Origin of the sequence: Inquilinus sp. 2KB_23, assembly GCF_052115705.1 — a bacterium.
Classification (GTDB): domain Bacteria; phylum Pseudomonadota; class Alphaproteobacteria; order DSM-16000; family Inquilinaceae; genus Inquilinus; species Inquilinus ginsengisoli_A.
This window is the reverse complement of record NZ_JBFRHF010000003.1, coordinates 317,197-340,803: the sequence shown is the minus strand read 5'-3', so window position 1 is coordinate 340,803 and position 23,607 is coordinate 317,197. Positions and strand designations below refer to the sequence as shown.

Sequence of the window (23,607 nt, the reverse complement as noted above, 5' to 3'; positions counted from 1 at the left end):
TCCCTCACTTGTCATGCCACGGCTTGACCGTGGCATCCAGGGGCGGCCAGAACAGCTCTTGGTGGCCCCTGGATTGCCCGGTCAAGCCGGGCAATGACAGTAAGAGTTGAAGCCCGCCCTATGACGAACTCAGCTCGCCCGACTGGCGCAGGGCCTTGTTGACCTGCTTGCCGAGCCAGGCCGCGACCGCGGCGGGATCCTCCTGCTTCAGCAGCACCCGGCCGATCGATTCCTCCATCGCCCGGGTGATCTGGCCCAGCGCCACCGGCGGGAACACCACGCCGCTGGGCGCCAGCGAGGCGAAGCCCTGGCCCCACAGGTCGGTGCTGACCACGTCCTTGCGCACCGAGGTCGTCGGCCGCCCCGCCGCCTGGTAATCCTTCCCCGCCATGAAGGACGCGAATTCCCAGACTTCCTTCGGATGCTGCGTGCTCTTGAACAGGTAGAAGGGGTTGATCTCGAAGAAGGTCGCCGGCCTGGCCTTGTAGGGCGGCGGCGCCACCTTCACATCGGCCATGGTCTCCGGGTTCTGCTGGGCGCGCGACTGCATCCAGGCGCCGTCCACCACCATGGCGTATTTGCCGAGGGCGAAGTTGCTGTCCTCCTCCTCCCAGCCCCAGCCCGCCGCTTCCGGCGCGATCGCGCCCTCGTCCAGCAGGCGGCGGTAGAAGGCGAAGACCTCGGTCGCCCGCGCCAGCTCCGCCGGGTCGTCGGCCCAGCTGTTCTTGTAGCCGCCATCGGGCTGGCGCCGCGCGACCGCGACGTCGTTCTGGGCGAGGTACATGATCAGCTCCTGCGGCGCCCGCACCCCGGTGCCGGCAATGCCGAAGCCGTACTGACCGGTCGCCGCCTTGATCTTGACGGCGGCGGCGATCAGTTCGTCCCAGGTCTTCGGCGGCTCGACGATGCCGGCCTTCTGCAGGACAGCGTCATGCACCAGCAGCGCCCGGATGCCGAGATAATGCGGCATCGCCATCAGCTTGCCGTCGATGGTCAGGCCGTCCAGCACATTGGGGTAGATCGCCGCCCGGTCCGGCCAGTCGGCGGCATAGGGCGTGACGTCGAGCAGCGCGCCCATGCGCGACAGCTCGCCGAACCATTCCGGCAGGCCCCAGCTGATGTCGGGCGCGTCGCCGCCGGCCACCGCGGTTACCAGCTTGTCGTGCAGCGCCCCGAAGGCGATGGTCTGGGTCTCGATCCGGATGTCCGGATGCGCCTGTTCGAAGGCGGCGATCTGGCCCTGCATCGCCTGGGCGTCGGGCTGGTTCAGGTCCCAGGCCGCCCAGAACTGCAGGGTGACCGGCTCGGCCGCGGCCGGCAGGATCGGTGCGAGCAACAGCCCGCCCAGCAGCAGCCCGATCTTCAGAATCCTCATGATGCCCTCCCCTCGATGTGATGTTCGCCGGGCGTTGCGCCGCCCGGTCCGCTATTCCGCCGCTTTGGCCCGGGCGCGGGCGGCCCGCAGCTCGTCGATGCTGCGCACCGACAGCCGGGCGGCGCCGTCCGAGCTGCGGGTCGCGACCTTGCCGCGGGCCAGGCGCTCCCGCGCCGCCGGCACCGCATCGGCGTATTGCGGGAGCCACTCGGCCTGAGCCACCAGCATCTCGTCGACCATCTGCCAGACCTCCTCCGGGTTGCAGACGGCGCCCACCAGCGGGTCGTGCAGCACTGCGAGGCGCAGCAGGTCCAGGTCGCCGGTGACGGCGGCCTGGACGGCCATGCGCTGGACGTTGATCGAGGCGCTGCAGGTCGCGGCACAGCCCAGCGGCAGCTCCAGCCCCGCCGCCATGTTCAGGCCGAAGCGGTCGACGAAGCCCGGCGCCTCGACGATGCAATCCTGCGCCAGGTTCTTAATCAGCCCCTCGTTGCGCCGGTTGAAATGGCCGCGGTAGACCCGCCCGGTCTCCAGCGCCTCGATGATGTAGCTGCCGTGCTCGTCGGAGCGACGATGGTCGGCCAGCGGCGCCCCGGCCTCGGCCAGCCAGCGCGGGAAATCGGTCTCGAACCAGTTGCGCTGCTCGGTGCTGTGGCGCAGGTAGCCGCCGGTCTCGCCGTTGATCCAGTTCGACAGGTCGATCCAGCGGCCGATCTCCTCCGGCCGCTTGCGGTACCAGGGCAGATATTCGCTGAGATGGCCGTTGCTCTCGGTGGAATAGCAGCCGAAGCGGCGCAGCACGTCGATCCGGACCTTCTCCTCCTCGCGGAACCGGGGGTGGCGCTCGAAGGCCTCCAGCAGCTCCCCCGCCTCGATCTTCCGGCCCTGGAAGCGGATGTCGATGTACCAGGTCTGGTGGTTGATGCCGGCGCAGATGTAGTCGACCTCATGCGGGTCCTCGGCGCCCAGCACCTCCGCGATCTGGTGCCAGCCATGCTGCACGCCGTGGCACAGGCCGATGGTGTTGGCGACGCCGCCATGCTCGATCGCGGCCCAGGTGTTCATCGCCATCGGGTTGGCGTAGTTCAGGAACCAGGCCCCCTCCTCCGCCTCCGCCCGGATGTCGCGGCAGAACTCCAGCACCTGCGGGATGTTGCGCTGGCCGTACAGGATGCCGCCGGCGCAGATGGTGTCGCCGACGCATTGGTCGACGCCGTATCTCAGGGGGATCTCGATGTCGCTGGCGAACGCCCCCAGCCCGCCGATCCGCACGCAGCTGATGACGTAGCGCGCGCCCTCCAGCGCCCGGCGCCGATCGGCCGAGGTGGTGATCCGGGCCGGCAGGCCGTTGGCCTCGACGTCGCGGCGCAGGATCTGCGCCACCATGTCGAGGTTGGCGGCGTTGATGTCGTGCAGCGCGAATTCGGTGTCCTGCAGCTCGGGCACCTTCAGCATGTCGCGCACCAGCTTCCGGGTGAAGCCGACGCTGCCCGCGCCGATGACCGCAACCTTCATCGCATCCTCCCCGGAGCCCCGGTTCCGCCCGGCTCCTCGGCAAGCAGTTTCGTGCTATGGTCTATGGGCACCGGAAAACCGGCGAAAGAGGAATTTCGTGCGATCATGGGGCATTCCATGCTGACCGCGCTGCGGGCCCGGGCGCCGGGCGGGGTCTCGGTCGTCTTCCCCAAGGACCGCTACCGGCTGCACGCCATGGTCACCAGCGCCGGCTACGACCGCTGCACCGATCCCGGCTATGACTGGCACGGGCTGAGGCGCGGCGACGCGCCCTTCGTGCTGCTGCAGCACACCCTGGGCGGCCGCGGCCACCTCCGGGTCGACCGCAAGCGCTGGGAGCTGCGGCCCGGCCAGACCATGCTGCTGCGCTTCCCCCAGGACAACCGCTACTGGCTGGGCCGCAACCCGGAATGGGAGTTCTTCTGGATCTGCCTGAACGGCCGCGAGGTGCTGCGGGTGTGGCGCGAGGTGACGGCGGCGCATGGCCCGGTGGTGACATTGCCGGAGGGCGCGATCGAACGCCTGGCCGGCCAATGCCTGTCGGTGCTGGACGGCGAGGCCGGATCGCCGGCCCGCGCCTCCGCCATCGCCTATGCCGCGGCGATGGGCCTGGCCGACGAGCTGCTGCCCTGGGGCGAGATGCACCCGGCCTCGCCCCGGCCGGCGGCGGTGGAACGCGCGGTGTCGCTGTGCACCGCCCAGCCGGCGGAGCGGATCGACGTCGCCCGCATGGCCCGGGCCGCCGGCTACAGCCGCTACCACTTCAGCCGGCTGTTCGCCGCCCATGAGGGCACCACGCCGGCCCGCTACCTGCTGCGCCTGCGCATGGAGGAAGCGGCGCGGCTGCTGCATGTCGAGGAGGCGCCGGTCAAGGTGATCGCCCAGCGCTGCGGCTTCGACGACGCCAACTACTTCGCCAAGGTGTTCCGCCGGTTCTACGGCATCGGGCCGAAGGATTTCCGCCGCAGCGGCATGTACACCGGGACGGTGCAGGCCGGGCGGGTAGAGGACGCGGCGGTGGCGCGCGAGGCGTAGCCGGATACAGACGGCCGGGGAATTTCGGGGTGACGCTACACCCCTCTTTTGTCATGCCACGGCTTGACCGTGGCATCCAGGGGCGGCCAAAGCGGCTCTCGATGGCCCCTGGATTGCCCCCCTCGGACTTGATCCGGGGGCAAGCCGGGCAATGACGGTAGAGGCGATGGCGCTTCCTGCCGACCGCGGCCCCTATCACACATCCACCCGAATCCTGGTCGACAGCAGCTCCGTGCGGTCGGCATTGGTGCCGACCAGGATCTCGATGTCGCCGGCCTCCAGCACCGGCTTCAGGTCGAGGCCGGGGAATTTGAGCGCGTCGGCCGCCAGCGGTAGCCGCAGCACCTGCCGCCCGCCCGGCGCCAGCACCGCCTTGGCCATGCCCTTCAGCTCCAGCAGCGGCCGCGCCACGCTGGCGACGGGGTCGCGGATGAACAGGAACACCGTCTCCTCCCCGGCCACGGCGCCGGTGTTGGCCACCGCCACCTCGACCGTCAGCGTCTCGCCGGGGCGCAGCACCTCGGCCGAGACATGCAGGTCGGCCAGGGCGAAGCGGCTGTAGGACAGGCCGTGGCCGAACGGGAATTGCGGCGTGGCCGGCATGTCGATGTATTTGCTGGTGTAGTGCTGGTCGGGATCGGTCGGGCGGCCGGTGTTGCGCTCGCCGAAGAAGATCGGCACCTGGCCGACGTCGCGCGGCCAGGTCACCGGCAGCCGGCCGGACGGGTTGACCGCACCGGTCACCACATCGGCGATGGCGTGGCCGGCCTCGGTGCCGAGGAACCAGGTGGCCACCACCGCCGCCGCCCGCTCGAACAGCCAGGGCAGCATCAGCGGCCGGCCGGAGGTCAGCAGCGCCACGGTCGGGATGCCGAGGTCGAGCACCGCCTCGGCCAGGTTGCGCTGGCGGCCCGGCAGCTCCGGCCGCGCGCGGCTGGCGGCCTCACCGGTCATGATCGCCGCCTCGCCGACACACAGCAGGACGACATCGGCGCCGCGGGAAGCGGCCACCGCCGCAGCGATGCCGGCGTCGCCGCCGGTCTCGATCTCGGTGCCGGGCACATAGGTGATCTGGGCCTGCGGCAGGGCCGCCTTCAGCCCCTCCAGGATGGTGACCGCTTCCTCCCACTTGCCGGCGCCGCCCCAGGAGCCGAGCATCTCGGACCGGGCGTCGGCCAGCGGTCCGACCACCGCGATGCGCTTGGCCGCGGCCGCCAGCGGCAGGACGCCCTTGTTGGTCAGCAGCACGATCGACTTGGCCCCGACCTCGCGCGCCAGGCGGCGGCGCTCCACATCGTGGAAGGCGTCGGCGGTGGCGGCGACGCGCCGGTAGGGGTCGTCGAACAGCCCCAGCCGCTGCTTCAGCCGCAGCACCCGGCGGACCGCGTCGTCGATCAGGTCCTGGGTCACCAGCCCGCGCTGCAGGGCGGTGGCGAGGCCGGCGGCGTAGGCGCCGCTCATCATGTCCATGTCGACGCCGGCCTTCAGCGCCAGCGCCGCGGCCTCGACCGCGTCGGCGGCGACGCCATGGCTCAGCAGCTCCATCACCGCGTTGTAGTCGCTGATCACGGCGCCGTCGAAGCCCAGACGGCCGATCAGCACGTCGCGCAGCAGGTGGGCATTGGCCGTCATCGGCACCCCGGCGACGTCGTTGAAGGCCGGCATCACCGTGGCGGCGCCGGCGGCGACGGCCGCGGCGAAGGGCGGCAGGTAGACCTCCTCGATCGCCCGGTCCGACACCTCGGCCGAGGCATAGTCGCGGCCGGCGGTGGCGGCGCCATAGGCCAGGAAATGCTTGGCCGAGACCGCCACGGCATTGGCCGCGGACAGGTCATCGGTCTGGTAGCCGCGGACCTTGGCCTCGGCCATGCGGCAGGCGATCCAGGGGTCTTCGCCCGGCCCCTCGGAGATGCGGCCCCAGCGCGGGTCGCGCGCCACGTCGAGCATCGGCGAGAACACGAGGTCGAGCCCGTCCTCGGTCGCCTCCACCGCCGCCTCGCGCGCCGTCCGCTCCCACAGGTCGGGCGAGAACAGCGCGGCTTCCGCCAGCGGGATCGGGAAGATGGTGCGGTGGCCGTGGATGACGTCGAAGGCGAAGAACAACGGGATCTTCAGCCGCGTCTCCTCCACCGCCAGGCGTTGGGTCTCGCGCACCCGGCCGGCACCCCAATGGTTGAACACGCTGCCGACGCGGCCGGTGCGCACCCCTTCGGCCACGTCGCCCGGCAGCACCGGCCCGGTGACCGCCAGGGTCGAGGACACCATGATCAGCTGGCCGATCTTCTCGTCGAGCGTCATCGCCGCGAGCAGGATTTCGATGCGGTCCACCGGTGTCTCAGCCACAGCCCGTTTCCTTCGCTTCGCCCCCTTTTGCCGTCATGGGGGCCCGTGTGGATGAAGGCAAAAAAAAGGGGCGCCGGAAAGGGGGAATCCGGCGCCCCAGTGGAGGGGAAGTCTAAGAAGGAGTCTGGCCGGGGATCAGGCCTTCGGCAGCTTCAGCGCGACGAAGCGCTGGTCGCCCTGGTGGTTGATCAGCAGCATGACGGCGCTGCGGTCCGCTTCCTTGGCCACCTTGACCTGCTTGGCGACCTCGGACGGGGTCTTCACCGTCTCGCTGCCGACCCGGACGATGACGTCGCCGGGGCCGACGCCGGTCTCGCGCGCCGGGCCGTCCTCGCGGATGCCGGTGACGAGCACGCCCTCGATCTCATCCGGCACGCTGAACTCGCGGCGCACCTTCGGGGTGAGGGCCGAGAGCGACAGGCCGAGCTGGTCGTCGACGGCCGGGCCGTTCTCTTCGGCGCTGGCCACCTGCTGCGTGTTCGGCAGCTTGGCGATGTCGACCTGGACGGTCTCGCTCTTGCCGTTGCGCAGCACCTCGACCGGCACGGTCTTGCCGGCCGCAGTGTCGGCGACCAGGCGCGGCAGCTCCGACAGCTGGTTCACCGGCTTGCCGTCGAAGCTCAGGATCACGTCGCCCTGCTTCAGGCCGGCCTTCAGCGCCGGGCTATCGTCCTGCACGTCGGCGACCAGGGCGCCCTTGGCCTTGTCGAGGCCCAGCGCATCGGCCATCTCCGGCGTCACCGCCTGGATCTGGACGCCCAGCCAGCCGCGCTCGACGCTGCCATGCTCGCGGATCTGGGCGATCACGGTCTTGGCCAGGTTCGACGGGATGGCGAAGCCGATGCCGACCGACCCGCCCGAGGGCGAGTAGATCGCGCTGTTGATGCCGATCACCTTGCCGCTGGTGTCGAAGCTGGGGCCGCCGGAATTGCCGCGGTTGATCGGCGCGTCGATCTGCAGGAAGTCGTCGAACGGGCCGGAATGCAGGTCGCGGCCACGGGCCGAGACGATGCCCGCGGTGACGCTGCCGCCGAGGCCGAACGGGTTGCCGACGGCCACCACCCAGTCGCCGACCTGGGCGGCGTCGCTGTCGCCCCATTCGACCGCGGTCAGCTTCTTGTCGGTGTCGATCTTGAGCAGCGCGAGGTCGGTCTTCTCGTCGGTGCCGACCACCTTGGCCGGGATCTCGGTGCCGTCGTTCAGGGTGACGGTGATCTTATCGGCGTCGGCATCCTTCACCACATGGTTGTTGGTGACGATGTAGCCGGCCGGATCGATGATGAATCCGGACCCGGCGCCATGGACCACCTGGTCGGCGTCATCGCCGCCACCACCGCCGCCACCGCGCTGGCCGCGACGGCCGGGCTGCTGCTCGTCGAAGAAGCGCTTGAAGAACTGGTCGAAGGGCGACCCTTGCCCCTGCGGGAACTGCTGCATCTCGCCGCCATCGTCACGGTCGGCCATCCGGCTGGCCGCCGGATGCTCGACGGTCGAGACATTGACCACGGCCGGGGTCACCTGGCGCACCAGCCCGGCGAAGGAGCCGGGAGCGACCGGGACGATCGCGGTCGTGGCTTCGTTCTGGCTCTGCGCCACGGCCGGGCGGTCGAAGCTCAGGATGGCCCCGACCGGCACACCGATCAAAGCCGTGCCGAGCAGCAGCGCCGCCGTCATCCGGCGGAGGCCGGGCCGGCGGGCTTGGTCGTCGGAACCGAAGGGGGTCTTCATCTGCATCTCCACCAATCTCCAGGGCGCCACCGGTCACGGTCGGCGTGTGTTGATGAAGATGGGGCCTCGGCGTTTAACCCCCAGTTTCGACGGTATTAAATCGAGGTAATTTTACAGTCCGGGGTGCATGTCCAGGGATTCCGCCAGCTTGAAAGCTTAACGAAAATTATGTTGAGGGTCGCAACCTCGAGGCGCAAAACGCAGCAGGCATCTGGTTGTTATCGACGGCCGCGCAGTCGCGGTCTTTCCAACTGGTGCATAACCACTAATGGCTGAAGACAGTCGGTCTTTCCGACGTCTTCCAATCCGCGATGGATGCTGGGCCTGCCCGTGCCGGTCCGTATCGTCGCACCAGCTACACTGTTCGTAGCATAACACTTGAGGAATGCGCCGGTGCTCACCACTTGCAGTGGCGGAGAGAAATCCGATGGCAACAGCACTTCTCATCATCTGGGCCGTCATCGGCCCGTCGGTCGGCCTGGTCCTCGGCGCTTGGTGGTGTTCTAGGATCCGGGACGACGAAACCGAAGAAATCCGTTCGGCACCGCCCCGCCGGATCGCGCCGATGGCGCGTGGAACGCTGGAATGGCGCTGAACCTCGCCCTGCCGGCCGGGCCTGGCGTCAGATGATCGTCAGCAGGGTCTGAAGCTCGGCCGGGTCGAGTTCGGGCTGCGGGTCTTCCCAGCGCGGCGCGGCCTCGTCGCTCAACTGGTTGAGCACATGGACGCGGACATCGTCACAGCCGTCGATGCGCTGCTGGATCGTGGCGTCGGCCGGCCAGACCGTGGCCACCAGCATCAGCACATAGGCGAGGTCGTCCGTGGTGTCCGAGAGCGGCAGCAGCAGGGTGCGCTTGCGCACGCTGTCGAGCCCGTCGGACAGCGCGAATTCGGCGTAGAACGGACGTTCGGACAACTGCACCGACATCAGCGCCCGGCGCATCGCCTCATGCCGTTCGCCGCGGATCAGTTCCTCCAGCGGCCGCCCGGGCAGGTTGCGGCCGGGGGCCAGCCCCGCCCCTTGCGCATCGAGAGCGAAGCGGAACGTTGCCTCGCACGGCATCCACGCCCACAGCAGGATGGGCGGCGGCAACCGGCTCAGGCTGGCGAAGATCATGTCGTCGCAAGCCGGCAGGCGACCCTTCGCCGCCAGCTGTGCCCAAATCCGGTAGACTGTCCGAAGCTGCCGGTCCGCAATCGCCTCGCCGAACGCCACGCTGACCATCCCCCCGCTGGAAGCTCGCCACTCACGAGAATAAATTCTGCGCCCGCACCCCAACTTGCGCATCCCCCAATTGGAGGATGACATCGAAAGTTTTCATCCGCGTTACGACGATTCGTCGGGACCTATCATATTGTTTCGCCACGGCTGGTGACGCGGACGAGACCGGAGCGTATTCACAAGAGGATTACGCATTTTCACGAGTCGAAACGATCATGTGCCGCTGGCTGAGCTATTCGGGTGCACCGATCTTCCTCGAAAAGCTGATCTTTGAACCCGAGTTCTCGCTGATTGCGCAGAGCCTGCGCGCGCGCAAGGCGGCGGTCGCGACCAATGGCGACGGCTTCGGCGTCGGCTGGTACGGCGAGCGACCGATCCCCGGGCTGTACCGCGACATCCTGCCGGCCTGGGCCGATCCCAATCTGAAAAGCCTCGCCCACCAGATCCGGGCCAAGACCTTCTTCGCCCATGTCCGCGCCTCGACCGGCACCGCCACCAGCCGGGCCAACTGCCACCCCTTCGCCCAGGGGCGCTGGCTGTTCATGCACAACGGCCAGATCGGCGGCTATGACCGGATCCGCCGGCGGCTCGACGCGCTGATCCCGGACGAGCTCTACGCCCGGCGCGGCGGCACCACCGACAGCGAGCTGATTTTCCTGGCCCTGTTCGGCTTCGGGCTGGAGACCGACCCGCCCGCAGCGTTGCGCCGCACGGTGGCCGTGATCGGCGATGCGATGGCCGCGGCCGACATCACCGAGCCGTTCCGCATGACCGCGGCGCTGAGCGACGGCTGCAGCGTCTGGGCGGTGCGCTACGCCACCGACGAGACGCCGCCGTCGCTGTTCTTCTGTTCCGAGGACGAGCAGCGGCTGATCGTGTCCGAGCCGCTGGACGGCGATTTCGACCACTGGCACCAGATGCCGCCGGGCCACCTGCTGGTCACCGACTGCGCCGGCCGGCTGGACCTGGAGCCGTTCAGCCCCTGATCCCGCCGGCCGGGCACTGTCGTCAGGCCCGCAGGCGGTCCCCGCGGGCCATCAGGCCCGCAAGCGCTCGTTGTTGGGATCGAACGGCGATTCCTCGATCACCATGGCGCGGTGCGGCTTGCCCAGGATGCTGACATCGAGCTCGGTGCCGATCTCGCCGAGATCGGGCCGGACCATCGCCAGCGCCAGCGACTTGCCGATCCGCCAGCCATAGCCGCCCGAGGTGCAGCGGCCGACCAGCTCGCCGTTCCGGGTGATCGGCTCGTTGCCGCGGGCGTCGGCATCGGTGACGTCGAGCACCTCCAGGGTCACGAAGCGGTTCTTGAACCCGCGCTCGCGCCACGCCACCAGCGCGTCGCGGCCGATGAAGTCGCCCTTGTTCGGGTGGACGAAGCGGTCGAGCCCCGATTCCAGCGCCGAGTATTCGATCGACAGCTCGCGCGGGATCAGGCGGTAGGACTTCTCCAGCCGCAGCGAATCCATGGTGCGGATGCCGAAGGGCTTGAGGTCGAACTCCTTCCCCGCATCCATCAGCAGGTCGAAGATGGTGTTCTGCATCTCGATCGGGTGATGCAGTTCCCAGCCCAGCTCGCCGACGAAGTTGACGCGCAGCGCCTGGGCCTGGGCGATGCCGACATTGATCGCCTTGCCCGACAGCCAGGGGAAGGCGGCGGTCGACAAGTCGGTGTCGGTCAGCTTCTGCAGCAGGTCGCGGGAACTCGGCCCCGCCAGCACGAAGACGCCGTTCTGGGTGGTGATCTTCTGCAGGTCGACCGACCCGTCGCGCGGCCGCAGCTTCTGCAGCGTGTCGAAATCGTGCCGCTCATAGGCGCCGGCGCCGACCAGGTAGTAGTGGTTGGGGGACTCGCAGTAGATCGTGAACTCCGACCGCACGCCGCCGTTCCTGGTCAGCAAATGCGCCAGGGTCATGCGGCCCGGCTTCTTCGGCACCCGGTTGGCGACGAGGCCGTCCAGCCAGACCGCCGCGCCCGGCCCGGAGACCGTGTATTTGGCGAAGGCCGACATGTCGAGCAGCCCGACCTTCTCATGCACATGCCGGGCCTCGCGGCCGACGAACTCGAAGTAGTTGGAGCGGCGGAAGCTCCACTTCTCGCGGATCGGCTCGCCCGGCGCCACCGGCGCATGGTTCTCGTTGACCAGCGTGTCCGGCTTGGCCAGCTCCGCCTCGGTCAGCTCATAGCCCTGGGGCGCGAACCAGTTCGGCCGCTCCCAGCCGTAGACGGTGCCGAACACGGCGCCCAGCGCCTTCATCCGGTCGTAGCAGGGCGCCCGCTTCAGCGGCCGCGCCTCGGCCCGCTCCTCGTCCGGGTAATGGACGGTGAAGACGTTGCGGTAGGCCTCCTCGTTCTTGGCCTTGAGGTAGCCGCGCGAGGCGTAGGGGCCGAAGCGGCGCGGGTCGACGCCCATCATGTCGATCGACGGCTCGCCCTCGACGATCCATTCGGCCAGCTGCCAGCCGGCGCCGCCGGCGGCGGTGACGCCGAAGCTGTGGCCCTCGTTCAGCCAGAAGTTCTTCAGGCCCCAGGCCGGGCCGATGATCGGGCTGCCGTCCGGGGTGTAGGCGATGGCGCCGTTGTAGACCTTCTTGACCCCGACCTCGCCGAAGGCGGGGACGCGGGCGATCGCGGTCTCGATATGCGGCGCGATCCGCTCCAGATCCTCCTGGAACAGCTCGTATTCCGACTGGTCGTCCGGCCCGTCGAGATAGCAGCAGGGCGCGCCCGGCTCATAGGGGCCGAGGATGAAGCCGCCGGCCTCCTCGCGCAGGTACCAGGACGAATCCGCCTCGCGCAGCACGCCCATCTCCGGCAGGCCCTGGCGATGGCGCTCCTGCACCGCCGGGTGCGGCTCGGTGACGATGTACTGGTGCTCGACCGGGATCACCGGGATGTCGAGCCCGACCATGGCGCCGGTGCGGCGGGCGAAGTTGCCCGAGGCCGAGACCACATGCTCGCAGGTGATGTCGCCCTTGTCGGTCTTGACCAGCCATTCGCCCGACGGGGTCTGCTCGATCGCCGTCACGGTGGTGAAGCGGTGGATCTCGGCCCCCAGCGCCCGGGCGCCCTTGGCGAAGGCCTGGGTCAGGTCGGCCGGCTGGATGTAGCCGTCATCCGGGTGCTGGATCGCGCCGATGATGCCGTCGGTCTCGCACAGCGGCCAGATCTCCTTGACCTGGGCGGGGGTCAGCAGGTTGACGGTGATGCCGATCGTGTCGGCCACGCCCTTGTAGTACATGAACTCGTCCCAGCGGTCCTTGGTCCGGGCGAGACGGATGTTGGAGACCTGGCGGAAGCCGACATGCTGGCCGGTCTCGGCTTCGAGCGAGTTGTAGAGCTTGACCGAGTGCTTGTGGATCTGCCCGACCGAGTAGCTCATGTTGAATAGCGGCAGCAGGCCTGCGGCGTGCCAGGTCGACCCCGAGGTCAGCTCCTTGCGCTCGATCAGGACGACATCCGTCCAGCCCTTCTTGGCCAAATGGTACAGCGTGCCCACGCCGACCACGCCGCCACCGATCACCACCACGCGCGCTGTTGACTTCATCGCTCGAACCGCTCCGTCCGGACCGCAGGGCCTGGCAGGCCCTTCACACTGGTGGCGAAGTCTCCGGGCGAGGCCGGTTTTCGGCTAATCCAGCCGCGACCTGTGATGTCGCAGCCCCGCCAAACGCATCCGGCTGCGTCACCCGGGCCTCCGCCGCGGCCGGAACCGGCCCGGCGGATGTCGCAATCGGGCTGGCCGCGGATGGCGGGATCGGCATGCTGCGAAGAGAGCCCCAGCGAGAGTGCCGACCATGCCCCTGCCCGCCGAACCGACCGTCGTCTTCCTCGACCGCGAGACCCTGGCGCCGTCGGTCCGCCTGCGCCCGCCCGCCTTCCCGCATCGCTGGGTCGAGCATCAGCGCACCGCGCCGGACGAGGTGCTGCCGCGGCTGCACGGCGCCAGCGTCGCGGTGCTGAACAAGGTGCCGCTGCGCGAGGACGTGCTGGCCCAGCTGCCCGACCTGCGGCTGGTCGCGGTGGCCGCCACCGGCACCGACTGCGTCGACACCGCCTGGTGCGACCGCAACGGCGTCGCCGTGGCCAACATCCGCGGCTATGCCGTGCACACGGTGCCGGAGCATGTCTTCACCCTGATCCTGGCGCTGCGCCGGTCGCTGCTGCCCTATCGCCGCTCGGTCGAGGCCGGGCGCTGGCAGGAGGCGCGGCAGTTCTGCTTCTTCGACCACCCGATCCTGGACCTGCACGGCGCCCGGCTGGGCCTGGTCGGCGGCGGATCGCTGGGCAACGCGGTCGCCACCATCGCCCGGGCCTTCGGCATGGAGGTCGTGTTCGCCGGCCGCAAGGGCGACGCCGCCCCCGCCGCAGGCCGGATGCCGTTCGACGAGGTGATCGCGACCAGCGACGTGATCTCGCTGCACTGCCCGCTGCGGCCGGAGACGCGCGGCCTGATCGGCGCCGCGGAATTCGCCCGGATGAAGCCGGAGGCGATCCTGATCAACACGGCGCGGGGCGGGCTGGTCGACGAGGCGGCGCTGACCGACGCGCTGCGGTCGGGCCGCATCGGCGGCGCCGGCTTCGACGTGGCGATGCCTGAACCGCCGCCGGCCGACGCGCCGCTGATGCGGCTCTTGGACCTGCCGAACTTCATCCTGACCCCGCATGTCGCCTGGGCCGGCCGCGGCGCGATGCAGGCCCTGGCCGACCAGCTGATCGACCTGGTCGACGGGTTCCAACAGGGCAAGCCGTTCAACCTGGTGGCGGGAGGCCGGCGGGCGGGGCTGAGGTGCGAGGCCGGCCGAACCATCGGCCGCTCGCCCTCGTGAGACGATCTGTCGGCGTCGCGCCGGTCTGGAGGTGCAACCGCTTTACGGACTCGCGATTGGCCGGCGCCGGACGAGAGCCCCGTCACCGAAAATCATGCGCCACAGATTTCCGCCCGGAACTGATCCGCAATCTTGGCGCCATCGTAGTCCGGCGAACGGAGCATGAAATGCAGGATCGCACACCCCCGATTGCGGATCCCGAAGAAGAAGCGCTTTGTCTCCGGCGCGCCAGGCGTCTCTTCTTCTGATTGCCTGACCTCAGGATCCTTGACGACCCAAATTCCGGCCCTGTTGTCGACGATATCGTATACCCAGTCATAATTAATGCCCGAGGCCGCGTCGACAGCAATCACTATGCTGTCGCCGATCTTGACAGTCGCATTCAGCGATTGACCTTCCGATCGCCTCAGCTCCACATCGTCGCAGCGACCGGCCTCGGGCAACACCAATGCCAAAATCAATGCCTCAACAATGAGCTTCGAACGGCTCACGACATATCCTCTGCGGAACGACCGTCATGACTTCGAGAACCAGACCTCGATCGTGGACGCGGGGGCCTTCAGATCGAGCTTGATCGTCGCAAAGGGCAGGCCCGTCACCCGCTCCGCGAGCGCCTCGATCCGCTGGGCTGCCTCGATATCCGCCGGGCGGAAATACCGGATCTGTCCGGCAGCCGGCATTGCTGCCCCCTTCTTGGAGACGTCTTCAATTCCGGGTGCCACGAAGCCCTCGGTCTGCAGCGCCTTGCGCAGCAGATCGGCGGCTGTCCGCTGGTCCGCGGTGCCATATTGGATCCACACCGTCTCCTTTGGTGTGTTGGCAAATTTGGTATCCGGCTCGGTGTTCTTAGAGTCGATCGCGACAAACTCGGCGCTCTTGGTCGAAACGGTCAGATTGGGCGTTTCGACGGCTTTTTCAGCATCCCCCAAAGCTGTCGCATTCCGGTCCCACGCACTGGCAAGGGCGTCGGACAAGATCGGAATGGTTGTGTCGACGGGCCGGACCCAGGCGGCCGCATAGCCGATCTTGTTGGTGCCGTAGGCTATCCAGACATACCCGTTGTCGCCCCATCGGGTGTCCCAGGAGTTCCTCACCAGCCAGGCGTTCTTCGTGTCGTCCCAGCCGACCAGGTTGACCGCGTGATTGATCCGCCCATTGGATCCTTCGTTGAAGACGCCCCCGACATAGGCCTTGAAGGCCGGCGTCGCTTCCATTGCCACGGACAGCGGACCATAGCGGCACAAGGCGTCTTTGAGCTCGCTGTTGAGCGGGATGTCGGTTCTGTCCGTCACGAAGCCCCAGGAGATCGCGCGGTAGCGGCTTTGGAGCTCCGGTCTGCAGGATCCGACGTGACCGAGATAGGGCGCATCGGCTTCGGATCCTGCGCCCTTGGACATCAGCCATTTGAAGACCGGGTAGTACCAGCCGCCCGAGCAGGTTCCCGCAATCTGCCCGTCCGCCTTGGCGCAATCGAGAATATGCTGCTCCGCGACATCGACGAGCTGCCCGTTGCGAATGCCGTAGGCGCCTTCATAGGTGGCGGCGGCCGAAAACGCCCAGCAGCTGCCGCAGCCGCCTTGGTTGCGGACCGCGCCCATGTCGCCATCGTCTCGCCAGTTAAACCGTGCGAGGTCGGGCCTGCAGCTCTTCAGATAGGTGGCGACATTCACCCCGGCCAGCCGCGCACTTTCGTCTACGACATCATTTGCCTGGGCCGCGAGTTCGTTCTGAGCGGCTGCCAGCCCCAGGAAGTTCTCGGGAATGGCCGTCGTCGCCACTTCGGCGATGGGCCTGGTGAAGGCGGAGGTGTAGCCGACCTGGAACGTCCATCCCCTTTCCCGGCCCATCTTTCGCAGCTGGTCCAGATCCTGCCGATCCGCCAGAGGCGCGGTAGCCTCCTGGTCACGGAAATACGAGGGCAGATCCTCGGGTACGGGCGGAGTCACCTGGCCGTAGACCGGCCCGAGCGAAACTATTCCGATCAAACACCCAAGAGCGACTATTCGTAAAATGGTCATAGCTCTCCCCCTTTTATTAAATCACTGGTTCCTTTTTGTTATGAAATAGCCCATTGCCCAAGCATGAGGACGCTCTGCAACGCAGAGAATCATCTTGATTACAGAAATAATTCTTTTTAGGATAACATCATTTTCGGATCGTCTCAAGTAGGCGAACTGATATTGCTGATTAAGCGCCATGGCTAGACGGTCCCGGGGCATTGTCGGCGTGCAGCAAGGCGGCGGCACTGTCGCTCGCGATCGCGGACCGTTCTGATGCCGGGAACCCGCTTGGCACCAGGACCTCCCCGGGCCAATATGGACCTGAACGGCCTGCCCGCTCCGGCACGGCTCTCGCCATTCCGTCCGTGTCCCCACGGCAGCAGCCGCTTCCGCATATTGCGTCGCCTCCGGGGCGACGATCCAGAACGGCCTGATCGGAAGGACGCAAGCATGACATCGACTCAGGGCATCGCGCATCGCCGGCTGGGCGGGCTGTCGGTCTCGGCCATCGGGCTCGGCCTGATGCCGCTCTCGGGCGTCTATGGCGCCGCCGACGACGCCGCCTCAGAAGACCTGATCCGTCACGCCATCGACCGCGGCGTCGACCATCTCGACAGCGCCGACATGTATGGCTGGGGCCACAATGAGGAGCTGCTGGGCCGCGCCATCAAGGGCCGGCGCGACCGCGTGGTGCTGGTCACCAAATTCGGCCAGACCCGGCGCGAGGGCGGGCCGAACGGCGTCGACGGCCGGCCCGACTATGTGGTCCAGGCCTGCGAGGCCAGCCTGCGCCGGCTCGGGGTCGACACCATCGACCTCTACTACCAGCACCGGGTCGACCCCAACGTGCCGATCGAGGACACGGTCGGCGCCATGGCCCGGCTGGTGGAGCAGGGCAAGGTCCGCCATCTCGGCCTGTCCGAGGCCGGGGCGGACACCATCCGCCGGGCCCATGCGGTGCACCCGATCGCGGCGGTGCAGACCGAGTATTCGCTGCTGTACCGCACCGAGGCGGAGGAGACCCGCAGGACCACCCGAGCGCTCGGCATCGGCTTCGTCGCCTATTCGCCGCTCGGCCGCGGCTTCCTGACCGGGGCGATCCGCGACCTGTCGCAGATCGACGGAAGGCGGGCGGCGCATCCGCGCTTCCAGGCCGAGAACTTCGACCACAACCGCGGGCTGGTGGCGCGGTTCGAGGCGCTGGCGGCCGAGAAGGGCTGCAAGCCGTCGCATCTCGCCTTGGCCTGGGTGCTGGCCCAGGGCGAGGACGTGACGGTGATCCCCGGCACCCGCTCGATCGCGCGGCTGGACGAGAATCTCGGCGCGCTGCCGGTGGCCCTGACGCCCGACGACCTGGCCCGGCTGGACGCGGCGATCCCGGCCGGCGCCGCCGCCGGCACGCGCTATCCGGCCGCGGGGATGAAATCGGTCCAGATCTAGGACCGGCTCTCCCCCTCCCTCCCCCTTTGCCGTCATTGCGAGCGCAGCGAAGCAATCCATGCCAGGCCGCACCATGGATGGATTCGTCGGCTTCGCCTCCTCGCAATGACGAAGAGGGAAAGCACCCCCGAAGGGCCCCCGCGGGGCCATGGGCGGGTTGTCCGCGCCGGAGGGATCGGCGAGGATCGCCGGATGCGCCCCGGCTGATTCCCCGGGGGCCGATTCCCTTGGACCGGATTGCAAGGACCCCGATGACCCTGTTCGGCTCACCCTGGAAGGCGGCCCTGCTGGCGCTGCTGCCGCTGCTCTCCGCCGGCCCCGCCCTGGCCGATTTCTCGTCCTGCGTCGCCGGCCTGGCCGACTCCGCGATCAAGGCCGGGGTCAGCCGCGACATCGCCACCCGCGCCTTCGACGGGCTGACCCAGCCGGACGACAAGGTGCTGCGCTTCTCGCAGGCCCAGCCGGAATTCGTGACCCCGATCTGGGACTACCTCGCCTTCCTGGTCGACGACCAGCGCATCGCCGACGGCCGCGCCATGATGTCGAAATACGGCCGGGTGCTGCAGCAGGCCGAGCAGCGCTACGGCGTCGACCGCACCGTGATCGCCGCGGTCTGGGGCGTCGAGAGCGACTACGGCAAGGAGACCGGCGGCTATTTCCTGCCGCATGCCTTGGCCACGCTGGTCTGCGCCGGCGAGCGGCGCACCGATTTCTGGCGCGGCGAGCTGATGGCGGCGCTGAAGCTGGTCAGCGCCGGCGATTTGCGGCTGGAGGAGCTGAACGGCTCCTGGGCCGGGGCCTTCGGCCAGACCCAGTTCATCCCCTCGACCTATCAGCGCCTGGCGGTCGATTTCGACGGCGACGGGCGGCGCGACCTGGTCGGGTCGGTGGCCGACGCGCTCGGCTCCACCGCCAACTACCTCAAGCGCTCCGGCTGGCAGCAGGGCCAGCCCTGGATGATCGAGGTCAAGGTGCCGGCCGGCTACAACGGGCCGACCGGGCGCAAGGACAAGGACCCGCTGTCGGCCTGGGCCCAGCGCGGCGTGGTGCGGGCCGACGGGGCACCGCTGTCGGGCAGCGCCCAGGCGGGGCTGCTGCTGCCGGCCGGGCCGCAGGGCCCGGGCTTCCTGGTGTTCCGCAACTTCGACGCGATCTATTCCTACAACGCGGCCGAATCCTACGCGCTCGCCATCTCCCACCTCGCCCAGCGGCTGTCCGGCGGGCCGGCGCTGCGCACGCCGTGGCCGACCGACGACCCCGGCCTGTCGCGGGCCCAGCGCCTGCGGCTGCAGCAGCTGCTGCTGGCCCAGGGCTACGACATCGGCGGCCAGGCCGACGGCAAGATCGGCCCGGCCACCCGCGCCGCCATCTCCCAGGCCGAACAGCGCGCCGGGATGCCCTCGACCGGCCGTGCCGGCCAGAAGATCTACCGCGCGCTGGGCGGGCAGTAGAAAAGCTTCAGAGCCTATTGTTTTATTGTCATTGCCCGGCTTGACCGGGCAATCCAGGGGCCACCAAGAGCCGCTCTGGGCGCCCCTGGATGCCACGGTCAAGCCGTGGCATGACAATTTGAGAGATGGGTATTAACAACGAAGAGCGGTATCGTTCCGATACACTGACCCATCGCCGCCAATGCCCTACTACACTTACATTCTGACCAGTCACCGCAACGGCACATTGTACATCGGCGTCACCAACAATATTTCGCGCCGCCTCGACGAGCATCGCACCGCCACCACTCCGGGATTTACCAAACGGTACGGCATCAAACGGCTGGTTTACGTCGAAACCTATGACGATGTCCGCCTCGCCATTGCGCGCGAGAAGACCTTCAAGCGCTGGCCGCGTGCCTGGAAGCTCTCTTTGATCGAAGACCAAAACCCGCAATGGCTCGACCTGTTCGAGACGATCAACAGCTGATCGCCCCCTATGCCGCCGCGGCCCGCCGGCCCCGCCGCAGGGCCTGGGGCGGCTGGCCGAAGGCGCGGAGGAAGGCCCGGCGCATCCGCTCGGGGTCGGAGAAGCCGACATCGCGGGCGATGGCCTCGATCGGCTCGATGCCGTCCTCGATCCGCGGCCGGGCGGCTTCGGCGCGCAGGCGCTCGACCGCCTTGGCCGGGGTCTGCCCGGTCTCGGCCAGGAAGGCGCGGCCGAACTGGCGGGGGCTGAGATGCGCCACCGCGGCGAGGCGGTCGACCGACAGCGCCTCGCCCAGATGCTCCCGCGCATAGCGCAGCGCGGCCTGGATGCGGTCGGAGGGCGGCTCGAGGTCCAGCAGCGCCGAGAATTGCGACTGGCCGCCCGGGCGGCGGTGATAGACGACGAGGTCGCGGGCCGTCCCGCGCGCGGCCTCGACGCCGAGATCCTCTTCGATCAGGGCCAGGGCCAGGTCGATGCCGGCGGTGATGCCGGCCGAGGACCACACCGGGCCGTCCTTGATGAAGATCCGGTCCATCTCGACCCGCACGCCCGGATACTGGCGCTGCAGCGTCGCCGCATGCCGCCAATGGGTGGTGGCGCGCCGCCCGTCGAGGCGCCCGGCGGCGGCGAGCAGGAAGGCGCCGGTGCACACGCTGGCCACCCGCCCGGCCGTGGCGTCGCGGATGAAGGCCAGCAGCTGCGGCACCGCCGCCGCCCGGTCGACGCCGCGGCCGCCGACCACCAGCAGCAGGTCGGGCGACCGGCCCTCCAGCGGCAGCGTCACCACCGGCAGGCCGCAGGAGCTGGCGACCGCGCCGCCCGGTTCCGACAGCACCTCCAGCCGGTAGGGCCGCGGCGACCGGTCGCGCGAGACGGTGTCGAACGCCGCCAGCGGCCCCGTGAGGTCGAGGATGTTGAAGCCCGGGAAGACCAGGAAGCCGATGGCGAGGGTCATGACGGTAAATAAGGGATCAATGTCGTTTCAGACATGATCCTGGCGGGCGATACTGGCGCTGTCAATTCCAGCGGAGAGCGCCATGGCCGCCCCCATCGTCCCCCTCATCATCGTCTTCCCGATCTATCCCGGGGTCACCCAGCTCGACTTCACCGGCCCGCACCAGGTGCTGTCGCGCCTGCCGGGCGCCGTCCCGGTGGTGGCGTCGATGGGCGGCACGCCGGTCGTGGTCGAGGGCTTCGCCTTCTCCGGCCTGGCGCGGCTGGAGGCGGTGGAACGCTGCGACGTGCTGTGCGTGCCGGGCGGGTTCGGCTGCCTCGACGCCATGCGCGACCCGGGCTATCTCGCACAGATCCGGCGGCTGGCCGCCGGCGCGCGCTACGTCACCTCGGTCTGCACCGGCTCGCTGATCCTCGGCGCCGCCGGGCTGCTGGAGGGCAAGCGGGCCGCCAGCCACTGGGCCTGGCGGGACGAGCTGTCGCTGTTCGGCGCGATTCCCGATGCCGGCCGGGTCGTGCGCGACGGCACCGTCCTGACCGGCGGCGGTGTCACCGCCGGCATCGACTTCGCCCTGACCCTGGCGGCCGAGCTGGCGGATGCGACGGTGGCCCAGTCGATCCAGCTCGGCCTGGAATACGCGCCGGCGCCGCCCTTCGAGTCCGGCCGCCCCGAGACCGCGCCGGCCGAGGTGCTGGCCCTGGCCCGGGCGCGCAACGTCGCCCGCCAGCCGGACCGTGCCGCGATCATCGCCCAGGTGGCGGCGGACCGGCACCGCGCCCGGGCCGCGACCGCCTGAGCGGCAGGCCGCGTCCTATGCCGTCAGCGCCCGGCAGTCGGCGGCGGCCCAGCCGACGGTGACGGTCTCGCCCGGCGCCAGGCCCGGGCGGCCGTCGGCGTTGGTCAGCTTCAGCACGAAGTCGTCGCGGCCCAGCAGCGCCAGCCGGGCGCGGGTGTGGTCGCCATGGAAGATCAGCTCCTCGATCCGCGCCGGGAAGCGGTTCGGCCCGGCCTCGGCGCCGGGAGCCAGCCGCACCCGCTCCGGCCGGATCGACAGGGTGGCGCGGCTGCCCTGCCCGCCCCCGCCGACCGGCGTCGCCAGCACCGTGCCGCCGCCATCGACCGCGACGGTGCATTGCCCGCCCGCCAGCGCCTCGACCGTCCCGGCCAGGCGGTTGTTCTCACCGATGAACTGGGCGACGAAGGCGGTCTCGGGCCGGTCGTAGAGGTCGTCGGGCGTCGCCAGCTGGTCGATGCCGCCCTCATGGAACACGGCGATGCGGTCCGACATGGTCAGCGCCTCGCCTTGGTCGTGGGTGACATAGACCACGGTGACGCCGAGCGAGCGGTGCAGGTGCTTGATCTCCAGCTGCATGTGCTCGCGCAGCTGCTTGTCGAGCGCGCCCAGCGGCTCGTCCATCAGCACCAGCCGCGGCTCGAACACCAGGGCGCGGGCCAGGGCGACGCGCTGCTGCTGCCCGCCGGAGAGCTGGGCCGGCCGGCGGCCGCCGAAGCCGGCCAGCTTGACCATGTCGAGCGCGCGTTCGACCCGCTTCTCGGCATCCGCCCCCGAAAGGCCGCGCACCTTGAGCGGAAAGGCCACGTTCTCACGCACCGTCATGTGCGGGAACAGGGCGTAGTTCTGGAACACCATGCCGATGTCGCGGCGCCACGGCGGCAGCGCGTCGATCGCCTTGCCCCCGAGCAGGATGTGGCCGCGGGTCGGCGTCTCGAAGCCGGCGAGCATCATCAGCGTCGTGGTCTTGCCCGAGCCCGAGGGCCCGAGCAGGGTGAGGAATTCGCCCTGGCGGATGGCGAGGTCGAGCCCCCGCACCACCAGCGTCTCGCCGTCATAGGTCTTGGCCACGTCGACGAATTCGACGAAGGCGCCCGCTTCCCTGTCCGTCATGCCGCCCCTGTCACTGGTCGTGCCGGTTCATGCCGGCTCTCTTTGCTGTCATTGCCCGGCTTGACCGGGCAATCCAGGGGCCACGACGAGCCGCGCTGGCCGCCCCTGGATGCCACGGTCAAGCCGTGGCATGACAAAGGGAAGACGGGTCCGGGTCAACGTCTTCCTGTCTTATCCCGCCAGCGCCTGTTCCAGATCCGCGATCAGATCCTCCACCGCCTCGATGCCGACCGACAGCCGCAGCAGGTCGTCGGGGACGGTGCCGTCCTCCTTCTCGATGGTGGCGCGGTGTTCGATCAGGCTTTCGACGCCGCCCAGCGAGGTGGCGCGGATGAAGATGCGGACCCGGCCGATGGCGCGCAGCGCGGCGTCGCGGCCGCCGGCCACGCGCAGCGACAGCATGCCGCCGAAGCCGCCCTCCATCTGCCGCGCCGCGATGGCATGGCCGGGAAAGCCCGGCAGCCCGGGATAGCAGACCTGGGCGATCGCCTTGTGGCCGTCGAAATGCTCGGCGATGCGCTGGGCATTGGCGCCGGCGGCGCGCACCCGGATGAACAGGGTGCGCATGCCGCGCAGCAGCAGCCAGGCCTCGAACGGGCCCAGCACCGGGCCGGCCAGGAAGCGGATGCGGCCGATCCGCTGCCACAGCTTCGTGTCGGCCGCCGTCACCACCGCGCCGGCCACCACGTCGGAATGGCCGTTCAGGTATTTGGTGGCGGAATGCACCACCAGGTCGGCGCCATGCGCGATCGGCCGGCACAGCGCCGGCGAGGCCGAGGTGTTGTCGACCGCGAGCCACGCCCCGGCCGCATGGGCGATGGCGGCGGCGGCGGCGATGTCGGTCACCGCCCAGGTCGGGTTGGCCGGGGTCTCGACGAACACCAGCTTCGTCACCCCCGGCTTGACCGCGTCCCGCAGCGCGTCGAGATCGGCGGTGTCGACCATGTCGCAGCGCAGGCCCCAGGGGATCAGCACCTCGCGCAGCAGCTTGGCGGTGCCGAAATACATGTCGCGCGAGACCACGGCATGGTCGCCCGGCTGCAGCGCCTGGAACAGCGCCGCGATCGCCGCCATGCCGGAGGCGAACAGCATCGCCGCCGCCCCGCCCTCGAGCTGGGCCAGCACATGTTCGGCCTGGAGATAGGTCGGGTTGTCGTCGCGGCTGTAGCCCCGGCCGCCGATCTGGGCGTAGTCCGCGTCGCGGGCATAGGTCGAGGACGGGTGGATCGGCGGCACGATCGCGCCGGTGTCGCCGCACAGATAGCCGTCGAGGCGGGCAGCCAGCGTTTCGGGACGGCAGGGCGGACGATCGTCCATGGAGGGCGTGACTCCAGAGTG

Annotated in this window: 18 protein-coding genes; 7 read left to right on the top strand and 11 right to left on the bottom strand. The window is 69.2% G+C overall.

Translation table 11 applies throughout. The annotated features are described in order from the left end of the window. Positions 1-118 precede the first annotated feature (118 nt). On the bottom strand, positions 119-1,375 hold the full coding sequence (locus AB4112_RS05750) for an ABC transporter substrate-binding protein (protein ID WP_441717665.1): 1,257 nt from the start codon (positions 1,373-1,375) through the stop codon (positions 119-121). Between the two features lie 51 nt (positions 1,376-1,426). Next, complete coding sequence (locus AB4112_RS05745; RefSeq protein ID WP_441717663.1) at positions 1,427-2,890, bottom strand: alpha-glucosidase/alpha-galactosidase; 1,464 nt, start codon at positions 2,888-2,890, stop codon at positions 1,427-1,429. A gap of 117 nt (positions 2,891-3,007) precedes the next feature. Between AB4112_RS05745 and AB4112_RS05740 the strand changes: the two genes are divergently transcribed. Next, a complete protein-coding gene (locus AB4112_RS05740) occupies positions 3,008-3,925 on the top strand; it encodes an AraC family transcriptional regulator (protein ID WP_441717661.1) in 918 nt (305 codons plus the stop codon). 195 nt (positions 3,926-4,120) lie between these two features. Here the strand turns inward: AB4112_RS05740 and AB4112_RS05735 are convergent, their stop codons facing one another. The 3 genes from AB4112_RS05735 to AB4112_RS05725 all read right to left on the bottom strand — a co-directional run bounded on the left by AB4112_RS05735 (position 4,121) and on the right by AB4112_RS05725 (position 9,212). Continuing rightward, on the bottom strand, positions 4,121-6,253 hold the full coding sequence (locus AB4112_RS05735) for a glycoside hydrolase family 3 N-terminal domain-containing protein (protein ID WP_441717659.1): 2,133 nt from the start codon (positions 6,251-6,253) through the stop codon (positions 4,121-4,123). Between the two features lie 150 nt (positions 6,254-6,403). Beyond that, positions 6,404-7,996, bottom strand: coding sequence for a DegQ family serine endoprotease (locus AB4112_RS05730; protein WP_309796152.1), 1,593 nt, complete (start codon positions 7,994-7,996; stop codon positions 6,404-6,406). A 622-nt stretch (positions 7,997-8,618) separates the two neighbouring features. After that, the gene (locus AB4112_RS05725; protein WP_309796150.1) at positions 8,619-9,212 is read right to left on the bottom strand and encodes a hypothetical protein; all 594 of its coding nucleotides are present in this window, start codon (positions 9,210-9,212) and stop codon (positions 8,619-8,621) included. A 221-nt stretch (positions 9,213-9,433) separates the two neighbouring features. Here AB4112_RS05725 and AB4112_RS05720 point away from each other — a divergent pair, with 221 nt between their 5' ends. Next, positions 9,434-10,204 (top strand): class II glutamine amidotransferase, encoded by a 771-nt coding sequence (locus tag AB4112_RS05720; protein ID WP_441717657.1) that lies wholly within the window; start codon positions 9,434-9,436, stop codon positions 10,202-10,204. 51 nt (positions 10,205-10,255) lie between these two features. Here the strand turns inward: AB4112_RS05720 and AB4112_RS05715 are convergent, their stop codons facing one another. Continuing rightward, positions 10,256-12,766 (bottom strand): GcvT family protein, encoded by a 2,511-nt coding sequence (locus AB4112_RS05715; RefSeq protein ID WP_441717655.1) that lies wholly within the window; start codon positions 12,764-12,766, stop codon positions 10,256-10,258. Positions 12,767-13,016: 250 nt separating this feature from the next. Here AB4112_RS05715 and AB4112_RS05710 point away from each other — a divergent pair, with 250 nt between their 5' ends. Next, positions 13,017-14,048 carry a D-2-hydroxyacid dehydrogenase gene (locus AB4112_RS05710; RefSeq protein WP_441717653.1) on the top strand — a complete coding sequence of 344 codons (1,032 nt, stop codon included), beginning with the start codon at positions 13,017-13,019 and terminating at the stop codon, positions 14,046-14,048. Positions 14,049-14,140: 92 nt separating this feature from the next. Here AB4112_RS05710 and AB4112_RS05705 read toward each other — a convergent pair whose 3' ends face one another. Beyond that, a complete protein-coding gene (locus tag AB4112_RS05705) occupies positions 14,141-14,539 on the bottom strand; it encodes a protease inhibitor I42 family protein (protein ID WP_309796146.1) in 399 nt (132 codons plus the stop codon). 24 nt (positions 14,540-14,563) lie between these two features. Continuing rightward, positions 14,564-16,066 carry a C1 family peptidase gene (locus tag AB4112_RS05700; RefSeq protein ID WP_309796145.1) on the bottom strand — a complete coding sequence of 501 codons (1,503 nt, stop codon included), beginning with the start codon at positions 16,064-16,066 and terminating at the stop codon, positions 14,564-14,566. A gap of 432 nt (positions 16,067-16,498) precedes the next feature. Between AB4112_RS05700 and AB4112_RS05695 the strand changes: the two genes are divergently transcribed. From AB4112_RS05695 to AB4112_RS05685, 3 genes are all read left to right on the top strand, one after another. After that, positions 16,499-17,488, top strand: coding sequence for an aldo/keto reductase (locus AB4112_RS05695; protein WP_441717650.1), 990 nt, complete (start codon positions 16,499-16,501; stop codon positions 17,486-17,488). Between the two features lie 251 nt (positions 17,489-17,739). After that, entirely contained in the window at positions 17,740-18,939 is a 1,200-nt protein-coding gene (locus tag AB4112_RS05690; RefSeq protein ID WP_309796143.1) for a lytic murein transglycosylase, read from the top strand. A gap of 181 nt (positions 18,940-19,120) precedes the next feature. Further along, positions 19,121-19,408 (top strand): GIY-YIG nuclease family protein, encoded by a 288-nt coding sequence (locus AB4112_RS05685; protein WP_309796142.1) that lies wholly within the window; start codon positions 19,121-19,123, stop codon positions 19,406-19,408. Between the two features lie 7 nt (positions 19,409-19,415). On the opposite strand, the gene AB4112_RS05680 is transcribed toward AB4112_RS05685, so the two are convergent. Beyond that, positions 19,416-20,363 carry a GlxA family transcriptional regulator gene (locus AB4112_RS05680; protein WP_441717648.1) on the bottom strand — a complete coding sequence of 316 codons (948 nt, stop codon included), beginning with the start codon at positions 20,361-20,363 and terminating at the stop codon, positions 19,416-19,418. A gap of 82 nt (positions 20,364-20,445) precedes the next feature. Between AB4112_RS05680 and AB4112_RS05675 the strand changes: the two genes are divergently transcribed. Further along, positions 20,446-21,159, top strand: a complete 714-nt coding sequence (locus AB4112_RS05675; protein WP_441717646.1) for a DJ-1/PfpI family protein — start codon at positions 20,446-20,448, stop codon at positions 21,157-21,159. 15 nt (positions 21,160-21,174) lie between these two features. Here the strand turns inward: AB4112_RS05675 and AB4112_RS05670 are convergent, their stop codons facing one another. Further along, entirely contained in the window at positions 21,175-22,269 is a 1,095-nt protein-coding gene (locus AB4112_RS05670; protein WP_441717644.1) for an ABC transporter ATP-binding protein, read from the bottom strand. A 171-nt stretch (positions 22,270-22,440) separates the two neighbouring features. After that, entirely contained in the window at positions 22,441-23,586 is a 1,146-nt protein-coding gene (locus AB4112_RS05665) for a trans-sulfuration enzyme family protein (RefSeq protein ID WP_441717642.1), read from the bottom strand. Between the last annotated feature and the right edge of the window lie 21 nt (positions 23,587-23,607).

Coding starts and splice junctions, on each gene's coding strand:
- AB4112_RS05745 (WP_441717663.1), bottom strand. CDS start 2,890: ATGAAGGTTGCGGTCATCGGCGCGGGCAGCGTCGGCTTCACCCGGAAG.
- AB4112_RS05750 (WP_441717665.1), bottom strand. CDS start 1,375: ATGAGGATTCTGAAGATCGGGCTGCTGCTGGGCGGGCTGTTGCTCGCA.
- AB4112_RS05680 (WP_441717648.1), bottom strand. CDS start 20,363: ATGACCCTCGCCATCGGCTTCCTGGTCTTCCCGGGCTTCAACATCCTC.
- AB4112_RS05665 (WP_441717642.1), bottom strand. CDS start 23,586: ATGGACGATCGTCCGCCCTGCCGTCCCGAAACGCTGGCTGCCCGCCTC.
- AB4112_RS05720 (WP_441717657.1), top strand. CDS start 9,434: ATGTGCCGCTGGCTGAGCTATTCGGGTGCACCGATCTTCCTCGAAAAG.
- AB4112_RS05695 (WP_441717650.1), top strand. CDS start 16,499: ATGACATCGACTCAGGGCATCGCGCATCGCCGGCTGGGCGGGCTGTCG.
- AB4112_RS05700 (WP_309796145.1), bottom strand. CDS start 16,066: ATGACCATTTTACGAATAGTCGCTCTTGGGTGTTTGATCGGAATAGTT.
- AB4112_RS05675 (WP_441717646.1), top strand. CDS start 20,446: ATGGCCGCCCCCATCGTCCCCCTCATCATCGTCTTCCCGATCTATCCC.
- AB4112_RS05730 (WP_309796152.1), bottom strand. CDS start 7,996: ATGAAGACCCCCTTCGGTTCCGACGACCAAGCCCGCCGGCCCGGCCTC.
- AB4112_RS05710 (WP_441717653.1), top strand. CDS start 13,017: ATGCCCCTGCCCGCCGAACCGACCGTCGTCTTCCTCGACCGCGAGACC.
- AB4112_RS05685 (WP_309796142.1), top strand. CDS start 19,121: ATGCCCTACTACACTTACATTCTGACCAGTCACCGCAACGGCACATTG.
- AB4112_RS05670 (WP_441717644.1), bottom strand. CDS start 22,269: ATGACGGACAGGGAAGCGGGCGCCTTCGTCGAATTCGTCGACGTGGCC.
- AB4112_RS05740 (WP_441717661.1), top strand. CDS start 3,008: ATGCTGACCGCGCTGCGGGCCCGGGCGCCGGGCGGGGTCTCGGTCGTC.
- AB4112_RS05715 (WP_441717655.1), bottom strand. CDS start 12,766: ATGAAGTCAACAGCGCGCGTGGTGGTGATCGGTGGCGGCGTGGTCGGC.
- AB4112_RS05690 (WP_309796143.1), top strand. CDS start 17,740: ATGACCCTGTTCGGCTCACCCTGGAAGGCGGCCCTGCTGGCGCTGCTG.